At 51.4% G+C, this 12231-nt stretch carries 10 protein-coding genes; 5 read left to right on the top strand and 5 right to left on the bottom strand.

The window, feature by feature from the left end; translation table 11 throughout:
- The first annotated feature begins 14 nt into the window (after nucleotides 1–14).
- From EL645_RS07310 to hisG, 4 genes are all read left to right on the top strand, one after another.
- The gene (locus EL645_RS07310; protein WP_126549408.1) at nucleotides 15–668 is read left to right on the top strand and encodes a nitroreductase family protein; all 654 of its coding nucleotides are present in this window, start codon (nucleotides 15–17) and stop codon (nucleotides 666–668) included.
- Between the two features lie 98 nt (nucleotides 669–766).
- Nucleotides 767–1267: a GtrA family protein gene (locus EL645_RS07305; RefSeq protein WP_126549407.1), complete on the top strand. Its 501-nt coding sequence runs from the start codon at nucleotides 767–769 to the stop codon at nucleotides 1265–1267.
- A gap of 582 nt (nucleotides 1268–1849) precedes the next feature.
- Nucleotides 1850–2089 (top strand): type 2 periplasmic-binding domain-containing protein, encoded by a 240-nt coding sequence (locus EL645_RS07300; protein WP_126549406.1) that lies wholly within the window; start codon nucleotides 1850–1852, stop codon nucleotides 2087–2089.
- A gap of 29 nt (nucleotides 2090–2118) precedes the next feature.
- Nucleotides 2119–2730 (top strand): ATP phosphoribosyltransferase, encoded by a 612-nt coding sequence (gene hisG / locus EL645_RS07295; protein WP_246035305.1) that lies wholly within the window; start codon nucleotides 2119–2121, stop codon nucleotides 2728–2730.
- Between the two features lie 100 nt (nucleotides 2731–2830).
- Here the strand turns inward: hisG and EL645_RS46220 are convergent, their stop codons facing one another.
- The 5 genes from EL645_RS46220 to EL645_RS07275 form a co-directional block, all read right to left on the bottom strand.
- Nucleotides 2831–3319, bottom strand: a complete 489-nt coding sequence (locus tag EL645_RS46220; RefSeq protein WP_218031777.1) for a hypothetical protein — start codon at nucleotides 3317–3319, stop codon at nucleotides 2831–2833.
- An 83-nt stretch (nucleotides 3320–3402) separates the two neighbouring features.
- The gene (gene carB / locus EL645_RS07290; protein WP_443090034.1) at nucleotides 3403–6066 is read right to left on the bottom strand and encodes a carbamoyl-phosphate synthase (glutamine-hydrolyzing) large subunit; all 2664 of its coding nucleotides are present in this window, start codon (nucleotides 6064–6066) and stop codon (nucleotides 3403–3405) included.
- On the bottom strand, nucleotides 6063–7148 hold the full coding sequence (gene carA, locus EL645_RS07285; protein ID WP_126549404.1) for a glutamine-hydrolyzing carbamoyl-phosphate synthase small subunit: 1086 nt from the start codon (nucleotides 7146–7148) through the stop codon (nucleotides 6063–6065). Before carA ends, carB begins: the two co-directional genes overlap by 4 nt.
- Before the next feature lie 110 nt (nucleotides 7149–7258).
- Nucleotides 7259–8311: an N-acetylornithine carbamoyltransferase gene (locus tag EL645_RS07280; protein WP_126549403.1), complete on the bottom strand. Its 1053-nt coding sequence runs from the start codon at nucleotides 8309–8311 to the stop codon at nucleotides 7259–7261.
- A gap of 92 nt (nucleotides 8312–8403) precedes the next feature.
- Entirely contained in the window at nucleotides 8404–9402 is a 999-nt protein-coding gene (locus tag EL645_RS07275) for a P-loop NTPase family protein (protein ID WP_126549402.1), read from the bottom strand.
- Nucleotides 9403–10192: 790 nt separating this feature from the next.
- Here EL645_RS07275 and EL645_RS07270 point away from each other — a divergent pair.
- The gene (locus EL645_RS07270; protein WP_126549401.1) at nucleotides 10193–12073 is read left to right on the top strand and encodes an MARVEL domain-containing protein; all 1881 of its coding nucleotides are present in this window, start codon (nucleotides 10193–10195) and stop codon (nucleotides 12071–12073) included.
- The last annotated feature ends 158 nt before the right edge of the window (nucleotides 12074–12231 follow it).

Here is a 12231-nt window from a genome sequence, read left to right as displayed (position 1 = left end):
TAAGGAGAGAACATATGACGAACTTACATCTCAGTGCTGATGAAGTATTAACAACAACACGTGCGGTACGCAAGCGCCTGGACTTCTCACGTCCGATTGAGCCTGAAGTGATCCGGGAGTGCCTGGAGATCGCGCTTCAGGCACCTTCTGGTAGTAATCGTCAGCGCTGGCAATTTGTTATTGTTACCGATCCAGAGAAGCGTAAAGCGATCGCCGATTACTATCGCCGTGGCTACTATGAATATCGCGATGGCCCTACCGCCGCTGGTAAGCTTTTTGCTGATCAGCCCGATCGCAGCCAGGTGCAGAAAAGGGTGATGACCTCAGTTGATTACCTGGCCGAGCATATGCATGAGGCCCCGGTTCTCTTTATCCCTTGTTTTTATGGACGCCCTGATGGTGCCCCGGCAGGTGATCAGGCCAGCCCCTGGGGATCAATCATTCCCGCGGCCTGGAGTTTTATGCTGGCCGCCCGTGAGCGTGGCCTGGGTACTGCCTGGACTACCCTGCACCTTGACTACGAAAAAGAAGTGGCCCAGATTATCGGCATTCCATACGAGCAGGTTACCCAGGCCGCCCTCATCCCCGTTGCCTATACACTGGGCACCAACTTTAAGCCAGCCCCTCGTGAGCCCCTGGATACCGTCCTCCACTGGGGCCAGTGGTAACCAACCCGATCCCCAGAACGTTAATAAAACCAGGATTGCAAAGGGCAGACTCGCCCTTTGCAGCAGAGGCATCATATGTTAGTGAAAGGAGATAACCTATTTTTTCCTCCCTCTCAAAGCTATTAAGGAAAAAATTTGTTCGCTTCGCCATTATTGGCGCTATCGGTATTCTGATCAATGATCTGGCCCTGGCCGGATTCTTGCTGTTTGTTAACTTCTATCCAGTTGCCTACGTTTTTGCCTTCGCCATCAGCAATGGTATCAATTTTCTGATGAACCAGTTGATTACCTATCCTGAGCACCGCCCCAATCGAACATTTATCTGGCTACAGCGACTGTTAAAAGCAGAGGTTACCAGCGTATCGGCCTTAGTGATCTCGCTTTCGGTGGCGTTGATCTTCCACTATCTATTCCATGTCAATGAATATATCTCCAATCCAATTGGACTCTGCTTCTCCTTTATCTATAAATACCTGGTCTCCGATCGCTATGTTTATCGTCCAAGAGGGGAAAAGATGGTGGCTCCCGTTGCTGAGCCGGTGGCCGATCCTATGACCCCGCCGCGAGCGGACGAGAATACCACCACGGCGGCGGATTAGTATTGCGCGCGCTAATATTCCTGGTGGCTGGCGTATATTTATTCGGAGCATGGTTCGTCTACTGGCTATTTTATACATCTGTTAAATGTTTTTTAAGGCCTGCGTTTCCCTTGACAAGGGTTTAAGCGATTTATATACTAAAGACAAAGTCGGATAAACCATTGAGTTCGTAGTTGCGACAGGATATAGAGCAAGCTTTTTATTGCGTGTTGCAGTAACGAAGAATATAGATAGATAGTACAATGTAATCGGGTAGAGGCGAGTGATCGAGGAAGAGTAGGCGGGCGTGGTATATACAGCGACCTGGAAATTGGTGCAAGTCCAGGTATACTTACTGGCCGAACACACCGAGAGAGCCTTGTGCGAGAATGCGCAGCGCAGAAGCACACCGGATAGACTCATCCGTTATCATGAGCAACTTTTAATCTTATGCTTTCCCGAAGAAAGAGTTAAGATTATGAGACTGAGTGTCTGTCAGTTTGGCAGAAATGAGGATGGGACCGCGGATTGACCTTCGTTCCTCGAATGGCGAGGAATGAGGGTTTTTTTATGGGTAAAAATACCCAGAGGAGAAGACTGGCAATGGTAACAAAATTGAGTGATGATCACATTAAATTGGCAATACAGAAGGATGGTCGGTTGACTGAAGATACGCGCAACCTGTTGCGTACTGTCGGGCTGCACTTTGAGTCTTACAAGCAGCGCCTCTTTAGTATCTGCCGTAACTTTCCGATGGATATTCTCTATGTGCGCGATGATGATATTGCGGAGTATGTAGCTGAGGGTGTGGTAGACCTGGGTATCGTGGGCGCAACCTGGTAGTAGAATCCGAGAAGCCGGTTGAAGAGATCATGCCGCTCAACTATGGTCATTGTAGCTTGAAGGTTGCCGTTCCTGCCGAGAGTGGTATTTCACGCATTGAGCAATTGGCAGGCTGTAAAGTCGCAACCTCCTATCCAGCTACTACCAGTCGCTTCTTTAAGGAGCGCAATGTAGATGTCAATGTGATCACGATCAGTGGTAGTGTTGAGATCACGCCTGCCCTGGGTGTTGCTTCCGCTATCGTAGACCTGGTGAGCACTGGTAGTAGCTTACGTTTGAATGACCTGGTCGCTATCGATAACGTGTTGGATTCCCAGTCGGTAGTGATCGCCAATCGAGATTCCATGGCCCACGAGCAAAAGGCCGCCATCGTTGAGCGCCTGCTGACGCGCTTCCGTGGCGTGATTGCCGCCTCTGAATATAAATACGTCATGATGAACGTCCCGACGAGCGCCCTGGAATATATCTCTACCATCATGCCTGGACTCAAATCTCCCACCGTGTTGCCGACCGCCGATCCCGCCTGGATGGCCGTCCATACCGCTATTCGTGAAGACATGTTCTGGGATGTCATTGAAGAGCTCAAAACCCTGGGTGCCCAGGGTATCCTGGTCTCCTCAATCGAGAAAATGTTCGTCTAAGACAATTTTTATGGTTTTTGCAGCAGGTGTGTATGTACACACCTGCTGCAAAAACCATAAAAAGTAATGGGAGTGAGCGCCTCTATATGCTCAAGGTGACTTATACCTGGGTGCTTAGCAGCGTTTCCGGGGAGATGATTAGCTCCTCGGTGGGCTGGTTGTGCTGGTATTCGTCCCAGGCTTTGATGGGCAGGCCGGCCAGTTCTTTGCTGGCCAGTGCATGCAGGAAGATGCGCATCTGTTTGATCTTGGTGATCAGGTGGATGTTGCAATCGATGGCCAGGCGGCGCAGCACATAGTTCTGGTCGAAATCGCGCTGCAGGCGGCCAGCGACGATGACAACTGCCAGGTCGATCCGCTGCTGGCGAAAGGCATCTTCCACTTCGCCATCCTCTTCATGCAGCAAGGTGGCGGCGATCTGCTGCTCATGCAAAAACTGCCAGGTCTCCGCCGTGGCGTAGAGCGGTACATCCAACACCTGCAGGTCAGGCAGGCTCGCCAGCAGGGCGGCATGTTTCTCTTCGCCGCGTAAGCTGAGGAAGATACCTTTGCGTGGCAGCGTACCGCCTGAGGCCAGCATGGCTTTCATATATGCCTCCTCTAGATCCTCACCAAAGCAGGCAACCTCGCCAGTGGAGGACATCTCCACGCTCAAGACGGGATCGGCCCCGGTCAAGCGCGAGAAGGAGAATTGGGGGCTTTTAAGGCCACAAAGGCTGGTTCAGGGACCTCAAGGGCGAGTATCTCTTCTTGTGAGAAGATGGCGTCCACAAAGATGTCCATGAAGTTGATGCCGGTAACCTTGCTGATAAATGGGAAGGTCCGCGAGGCGCGCAGATTGGTCTCGATGACATAGAGTTGGCCATCTTTGAGCAAGAATTGAATGTTGACGGGACCCGTGACATCCAGGGCCTGAACGATCTTGCGGCCAATGGCCTGGATCTCTTGCTGTAAATCCGCTGACAGCGTTTGCGGCGGCAATACGATGGTTGCATCACCCGAGTGTACGCCGGCATTCTCGATATGTTCGGAAATGACAAAGGCCTTGACCTGCCCCTGCTGGGCTACGGCGTCAAACTCTAGCTCGCGGGCATATTCAAAGAACTTCGAAACGGTCACCGGATGGTCGGGTGAGAGGGCCGCGGCCTGGCATGTATAGAGCTCCAGTTCTTCGGGTGTATCGCAGACCTTCATGGCGCTACCCGAAAGGACATAGGAGGGACGGATCAGGACCGGATAGCTGACGCGCTCGGCAAAGGCGGTCAGTTCACTCAGGGTCGTAAACGTATTCCATTCAGGCTGCTGCACACCCAGGGTATCCAACAATTGTGAGAAGATACTGCGGTTCTCGGCGCGATCGATATTTTTTGCCAGCGTACCCAACAAACGGCAGCCATGCGCCGCCAGGGCCCGGGCCCGATTATTAGGCGTCTGTCCTCCCACCGAGACGATCATACCCTCTGGTTGTTCAAAATCATAGATGTCAGCGATACGCTCAAAGGTCAGCTCTTCAAAGTAGAGCCGATCAGAGACATCATAATCGGTTGAGACGGTTTCTGGATTGCTATTGATGATGATGGCCTGTTTCCCATATTTTTTAAGCGCCTCAACCGTGCTGACACTGGTCCAGTCGAACTCAACCGAGGAACCAATGCGATATGGTCCAGATCCCAGGACGACTACCCCGTTAGCGGGGCAGCGGTTGACATCGTGATGCTGCGCATTATACGTCAGGTAGAGATAATTGGTCTCAGAAGGGAACTCAGCACCCAGGGTGTCAATCTGGAGTACCGAGGGCAGCACACCCAGTTGCTGGCGCAATGCCCTGATGCTCAGCTCATCACTCCCATGTAGTTCAGCGATACGCTTATCAGAAATGCCCAGCTGTTTTAATTTCCATACTTCGGCCGTGCCCAGTTCGCTTGCTGGTGTCACCGCCTGTTCATGTTCAATAATATTCTGGATACGTGAAAGGAACCAGGGATTAATGCCGGTCAGCGTATGGATCTCTTCAGGTGTTATCCCCTCTTGCAGCGCCTGCGCGATGGCGAATGGACGTTTAGGGGTCGGTATAGAGAGATAGTGTCGCATTTCTGTCTGGGAGGAGAAGAAGTCCGCAGGCGGCACAGCACCCTCGAAGTTCTGTTCCAGCATACGTAGTGCTTTTTGATAGGCTTCTTCAAATGTACGACCAATACCCATCACTTCACCCACCGATTTCATACCCGTCCCAATAGTTTCCTCCACCCCTTTAAATTTGGCGATATCCCAGCGCGGTATTTTGACTACCAGGTAGTCGAGGCTGGGTTCAAAACAGGCTTTGGTGACGCCTGTAACTTTATTGGCAATCTGTGTCAGACCATAACCAAGCGCCAGTTTGCTGGCAATATATGCCAGTGGATAGCCGGTGACTTTACTGGCCAGGGCCGAGCTACGCGAGAGGCGTGCATTGACCTCGATGACATAATATTGGGTGCTGTATGGATCAAGGGCAAACTGGACATTGCATTCGCCGACAATGCCCAGGCTGCGCACGATCTGAATCGAAGCCGAACGCAGCAGATGATATTCTTCATTGCTCAGGGTCTGACTGGGCGCGACCACAATCGACTCACCGGTATGGATGCCCAGCGGGTCCATATTCTCCATATTACAGATCGTGATACAGTTATCGTGTTGATCCCTGACCACTTCATACTCTATTTCCTTATAATGGTGGAGATATTGTTCGACCAGCACCTGCGGGGCAAACGAAAGTGCATGTTCAACGATATGCTCAAGCTCTGTTCGGGTATGGGCGATGCCAGAACCCTGTCCACCGAGGGCGAAACCGGCCCGCACCATCACCGGAAAGCCAATCTCTTCGCCCAGCTCCAGGGCCTCGGCCAGCGTAGTGGCGCTCTGGCTCTGAGGCGTCGGAATCTGGATGCTATGTAGATGTTCAGCGAACTTCTGGCGATCCTCGGTCAGGATAATAGCCGAGATCGGGGTGCCAAGGATGCGCACGTTATGCCTGGCCAGTATCCCCTGTTCGTAGAGCTGGATACCACAGTTGAGGGCGGTCTGACCCCCAAAGGACAACAGGATGCCGTCAGGTTGTTCGCGTTGAATTACCTTCTCCACGAAGTAGGGGGTCACGGGCAAAAAGTAGACCCGGTCGGCCAGCAATTTCGAAGTTTGAATCGTTGCGATATTCGGATTGATCAGGACGGTCTGAACTCCCTCCTCTTTCAAGGCTTTCAGGGCCTGCGAGCCGGAGTAATCGAATTCGCCCGCCTGACCAATTTTTAATGCCCCGGACCCCAAAAGCAGTACTTTGCGTATTTGTTCCATCAAATCTTCTCCAGGAAGTAATCAAAGACCCACTCTGTATCCACCGGTCCGGGGGCAGCTTCGGGATGAAATTGAACTGACATAAAGGGCTGCGAGGTATGCATAATGCCTTCATTGCTACCATCATTGGCATTGGTAAACCAGGGCTTGAATCCCTCGGGGACCTCACTGACCACGAAACCATGATTCTGGGTCGTGATGTAGCAGCGTGGGCTATCCTGCATAATGCAGGGCTGATTCTGGCTGCGATGGCCAAACTTCATCTTGCTGGTATCGCCGCCGGCGGCCAACGTCAGCAGATGGTTGCCCATACAGATGCCCAGGGTCGGAATCTTGTTTTCCAGCGCCGTACGAATAGTCTGGATTGTCCGGGCCGCGGTCTTTGGATTGCCGGGTCCATTAGAGATCAGAAGGCCATCAAAATGAAATTGCTGCTCGCTCGCAAACAGATCATAATCCCAGGGTACCATCACGACCTCTACATCGCGCTTAAGCAGGCAGCGCACGATATTTTTCTTGGCCCCACAATCCAGTAACGCGATCGTCTTTGAACCTTTGCCAAAGGTGGTGACCTGTTTGGTTGAGACCTGTGAGATCAGGTTGCTCTGATTGGGATCATAAAAAGGGATATCCTCATCAAAGACAATTTTTCCTAGCATGGCACCATGATTGCGAATATGCTGTGTCAGCAGGCGCGTATCTTTAATTTCGAGGGCTGGTATCTGTTCTTGCACCAGCCAATCGCTCAGGCTCATCGTACTCTGAACATGAGAAGGTGTATTAATATAGTTCGAGACAATCAGGCCAGTGACATGAATATGATCATCTTCCCAATAGCTTTTCTCTGGTACGCCATAGTTTCCAACCAGGGGATAGGTCAACACCAGGAGTTGGCCCGCGAACGAGGCATCGGTAAGGGCTTCGGGATAGCCAACCATACCAGTGCTAAAAACGATCTCGCCGGATTTTCCCTCTTCATAGCCAAAGGAAAGGCCCTCAAACTGTGTCCCATCCTCAAGGATTAGTTTGCCGTAGCGAACAGGGCGCTTTGCCAGTTCTGGCCTGGATAGTACTTGTGTGTGCATGGATCATCCTTTCTTCTGCCAATTCTGCCTCCTGCAGTTGGGTTTAAGCAGAACATAATGACTGGTCAACCGAAATGGATCAGGCGCCTGTTAAGCGCCACATACTGGCTTTAGTCCCCTAAGTAAGTTGCCAGCAGGGCCATCTGGGCCCACATTCTATTTTCGGCCTCGTCAATGACGATCGAACTGGTACCATCCAGTACGCCTTGGGTGACCTCGACATTTCTACGCACTGGCAGGCAATGCATAAATTTGCCGTGTCTGGTTCGGGCCATTTTTTCTTCGTCGATAATCCAATCTTTTAATTGTGCTCGTGCCTGTTTCTCTGCTTCCCAGTTCCCATAATATGGCAGGGCACCCCAGCTTTTCGTGCACACAATATCCGCATCCTCAACCGCTTCATGCTGATCATATGAGATCGAAAATGAGCCTCCACTCTCTATAGCACGTTTCTGGGCCAGCGCAAGGATCTCAGGATCTAATTCCCATCCCTGTGGGTGAGCGAGAACAACGTCCATACCAAGATCGCAGGCGCCCAGCAGCTGTGAATTGGTGGTGGCCATAGGCAGGGCTTTGGGATGGTAGGCCCAGGAATGGACATACTTCTTGCCCTTTGTCTCACCCAGCTGCTCTTTGATCGTGACGGCATCGCCCAGACCCTGGCAGGGATGGTAGACATTGGACTCCATATTGATGACGGGCACCCCGGCATATTTAGCGAAGCTATTGAGAACGATATCGCGTTTGGATTCTGCCCAGCTACCAGTGCTGGCGCTTTCCGCTGATCTGGTTACCAGCTCACTACAACGAATGGCCAGGCCATCGCAGTAGCGCGAGAGGACGGGGGCGACCTCTTTCACATGCTCGATGGTTGAGCCATCCATCACCACATCATCCTCATATTCAAACGACCACACATTGTTGCTGCTGATCTCCAGCGCCTGGCCACCTAATTTAAACATCGCCGTGGCGAACGACACGCGTGTTCTGACCGAAGGATTGAAGAAGAGGGTGGCCAGTGTTTTACCGGCCAGACTCTTCTGAACTTTTCCTTGTTTTAAATCTAAGGCGAGCGCAATCAATGCCTGAATCTCTTCCTGAGTCAGATCGGCCGTATTCAGGAAATGGGGATGTGAAAGGCCATTGGCTTTCTGTAAAAGCATACGATTTCCTCCTGTACGTACGAACCGTGCTTAGGATCGGACCGCGATGAACCGGGCCTCTTTCTCTTTTACCAGCGCCAGATTCTTTTCAATCAGATGCAGTGCCTTTGGCATGGCATGCTGATTGCTTTCGGCGGGTACCCGAAGTGGGTCTCTACAAATTGGACGCCAGTATCATTATTTACAGCAGGGCCGGTGATCAAGGTGACGGGGACACCATATTGATGCATGATTTCTTGCGCGCCCCAGGCGCCAACCAGATCGCCCGCGCCGACAATGAAGGAGCTGATATGCTGCTGAATCTCGGCTGACTTGAGAATATGGCCCACATTGTATTCACCCAGGATACCATCGCCAAATTCCGCAATGATCAGGTCGGGATTGGACTTATTGGCCTCGTTCAGCACACTGATGGCGGCCTCGATCACTTGCTGGGGATTGCCACAGGTCGAAGGGAGTCCAGCATCCATAAAGCCGATCACCGGGGATGCTCCGGCATCTTCGATCTTATCTAAATCCTGCGTGGAGGCTACACCTGATAGTTTTACACCGGCTACTTGTAAGCCCCGAGCCTTAAAGTGTTTGATGATCTTACAGATGGCGGTGGTCTTGCCTATATTCATGCAGGTGCCAACAACACCAATAATGGGGGCACTCTGTTCCAGCGTGGTATGGTGGGGAAGGGCGACATCTTTAATATTGACCTGGCGACCATTTTCCACCAGGCTGCCCAGAATCTTGACCTGCATAGGAGCTCCCCACTGCTCATTGAGGCCGCGAATCTCGCCAACGACTCCACTTTCGCAGAGGTAATAAAGCAGGTCACCAACGGCGACATGTTTGGGGATATCGCCACTATATTCGCGCAGTGCACGACGTTTACCGAGGACGACCGGGAGCACATCTCCCTCGACCAGAAAACCAATGCGTCCGCTCGTGAATTCCAGAAGATTGTTCTTGCCCGCATCCGACAGTGCCTCAGCGATCAAAACGGCCCCTTCCTCGGGGATAATCTGCTCACTGATCTCAACGGTAGCAGGGATATTGAGCTTGCGAACGGCTGATGGAATCTTTGTTAGTTGCAACTGCATGTTACTGCACCTCTTCTTCCTGACTATTTTGCCCTCATGGGATCTGTGACTGGCCTTAGTGTTGGGCCAGCAACATAATAAAGAGAGGACAAAGAAAAAGTTGGAATGTTATGGATGGAAGGTGCAAAGAGGTAAAAAAAATCCTCGCCCCCTCCATTCTCTTTGAAGGGACGAGAATAGTCACGTTGGAAGTTATCAAACTTCGCGGTGGAGCTATGCCCGTGGTGCCACCCCAATTGTCACTATCTGCAACATAGCTTGTTCACGTCCTCGTGTCAAACTGACAGTGACCACTTTTCCTGGTTAAGCGCGACGTGGGAACCACCCACCCGTCCTACTTGCCTTCGGCCCTGGAGCCAGCCAGCTTTCTTCGGTCAGCCGCTCACGAATGCGTTCTGAAAGAGCTTTCCTATTCCGAACTTCCACTCTACTTCGGATCGCTGTCAGGTGCTTCTCTCATACTAGTTTCGATCAGCGCGGGTCCTGTTATTTATTTGTCTTTCAAAAAGCTTACCATCCGAGTTGTGAAATGTCAACGAATAAATGCTCTGAATGGATGTGAGTCATGCATACTATTTACACGTACTTTATGTGGAACTCTTACAGCGCAATTCTTTGCATGTTTCTCTACCCATCTGAGCGCTATACTTTCGTCTCTTGTCGTGACACACCTTTACTACATAAAATCTTGACAAGTTAAATAACATTATGCTATAAATTTAATAGCAAAATGTTATTATCGATCGAGAAAAGGGGACCTCTATTCGTTAAGAAAGAGGGTTATGTTTAGATGATTATTCTCTTGCTGGCCTTGATTGGAACCCTGATCGTGATGGCCTGTTTAACCAGCGGGCGCTTGTTTTTTGGGCGCAAAGAACCCTTTGAGGCGCGTCCATTCACGCGCTGGTTTGTGGGCTTCTCCATTTTCAATTATGTGTTTAGTTTATTAATACTCTACTTTTCGGAACCAGCTTTTACCGGACCCTTCTGGGGCTGGCAGTGGGTGCTCTGGCCACTGTTGATTAGTAGTATTATCAATCTGTTCGCCATCGCTGGAGGGGCGCGCGGAGCGTTGGAGATGGGGCTGAACGCCAGCCAGGGTCAGGTCTATACGCGGCCTGACGACGCCGCCAAAGGCTCGCGGCGCGCGATTGCCGCCGGTATCTTTGGCCTGGTGATCGTTGCCGTCTTTGGTATTGCCGCCACTTTGCTGATCAACATCTTTACCACCTGGTTTGATGGTAACGCTAAAGCCCTGGCAGCGATACCCCATGTTATCAATCAGCCTTCCCCGGATCTGCCTCCCACTGATGCTAAAAATATCGTGCTGGTCAGTCAGAGTATCGCCTCATACAAGGGTCAGCAGGTTTTAGGATCGACGGGTCAGAATCTAGGTTCAGCCTATCAACTGGACCCTACTAGTTATACCCTGCAATCGATCAATCACCATCTCTACTACGTTGCAGAGCTGAGTTATAATAATCTGTTTGTCAATCTCTCCAACCCCACTACGCCCGGGTTTGTCATGGTTGACGCTGAGGATCCCCAGCAGGCACCACAACTGCATACCGAACCACAGTCGTCTATTCGCTACCTGCCAGGAGCGCTATTAAATCAGGATCTATTGCGCCATGTCTATCTCAGCGGTTATACCTATGGGCGGCTGGTTGATCCAACGCTCGAACTGGATGATAGCCTGCATCCCTATTGGACCATCTCATTGATGCAGCCATCGCGCGGCTATACAGGTGACGTACTGAGCAAAGTTTTGCTGGTGGATGCCCATACCGGCGACATCAAAGAATATAGTCCACAGAATGTACCAACCTGGGTCGATCGCGTTATGCCTGCGGAGACCGTGTCACAGTATCTCAGTTGGTGGGGACTCTACCACGCCGCCCCCTGGTTTAACCCATCGGGTCTGGGCCAGCAATCGCCCGCCAGTGCACCCGAGTTGCTCTATAACAATGCTGATCAACCGGTCTGGTTGATCCCAATGTCTTCGGCCTCCTCGAACGACAATTCGAGTACCGGTGTGTTTTTGTTCGATACCCATAAAAACGAAGCCAATTTCTACAGTAAATCGGCGGGCCTGGGCATTGGCGATAACGTCACCAAGACATTTCAGTCTACCCGTGCCAATATTCGTGGCTATAATGTGGCCTCGGTGCAACTCTATCAGATCTATAGCACGCCTACCTGGGTCGCCATTTATACACAAAGTACAGCCAGCGGCGACATCTTTCAGGCGGTTGGCCTGGTGGACGCGCGTGAACTGAACGGCAACAACGTCCAGTTTGATCCGGATCTTGCCTCGGGTCTGCGTGATTATCAACAGTGGTTGACCTCACAGGCCAGTAATGGTAACGCGGGCGGCAGCACGAACGGCCAGCCCCTGACGGTCACTGGAAAAGTATTGCGCATCTCCTCGGTACAGCAGGGGACCAGCACCGTTTACTACCTGCAAATCGCAGGTCAACCGTTCATCTTTACGGCCAACCTATCGCTCTCACCCAAGCTGCCTTTGGTCCAGAGTGGCGATACCGTTACCATTACCTATAACGGTGGTAGTGGAACTGTCGTCAACCTCAAAACCTTTGACGATACCAGTATCAACCTGGGGGCGAGCGCGCCACCTGCCGCTACCCCAACCCCCAGTGCCAAGAAATAGTCTGTGCAGCTCTAGCATAGAAGCATTGTCCCGCTTGCCTGATGACGGCCGGGACAATGCTTCTGCTTGATTACTTAACCTGTTATTGGGTATGATTCAAATATAATTAGTGTATTGTTAACACTTAATAGTGGCTCAGATAAGTTAAGAGGATGTGT

The sequence above is a fragment of the Dictyobacter kobayashii genome (assembly GCF_003967555.1).
Taxonomy (GTDB): Bacteria; Chloroflexota; Ktedonobacteria; order Ktedonobacterales; family Ktedonobacteraceae; genus Dictyobacter; species Dictyobacter kobayashii.
Note: the sequence above shows the minus strand (reverse complement) of the source record. Positions and strands in the feature narration are given on the sequence as shown.

What these genes read in the sequence shown, in the direction of transcription:
- EL645_RS07310 (WP_126549408.1), top strand. Translation starts at nt 15, where the DNA reads ATGACGAACTTACATCTCAGTGCTGATGAAGTATTAACAACAACACGT.
- EL645_RS07300 (WP_126549406.1), top strand. Translation starts at nt 1,850, where the DNA reads ATGGTAACAAAATTGAGTGATGATCACATTAAATTGGCAATACAGAAG.
- hisG (WP_246035305.1), top strand. Translation starts at nt 2,119, where the DNA reads ATGCCGCTCAACTATGGTCATTGTAGCTTGAAGGTTGCCGTTCCTGCC.
- EL645_RS46220 (WP_218031777.1), bottom strand. Translation starts at nt 3,319, where the DNA reads ATGAAAGCCATGCTGGCCTCAGGCGGTACGCTGCCACGCAAAGGTATC.
- carA (WP_126549404.1), bottom strand. Translation starts at nt 7,148, where the DNA reads ATGCACACACAAGTACTATCCAGGCCAGAACTGGCAAAGCGCCCTGTT.
- EL645_RS07280 (WP_126549403.1), bottom strand. Translation starts at nt 8,311, where the DNA reads ATGCTTTTACAGAAAGCCAATGGCCTTTCACATCCCCATTTCCTGAAT.
- EL645_RS07275 (WP_126549402.1), bottom strand. Translation starts at nt 9,402, where the DNA reads ATGCAGTTGCAACTAACAAAGATTCCATCAGCCGTTCGCAAGCTCAAT.
- EL645_RS07270 (WP_126549401.1), top strand. Translation starts at nt 10,193, where the DNA reads ATGATTATTCTCTTGCTGGCCTTGATTGGAACCCTGATCGTGATGGCC.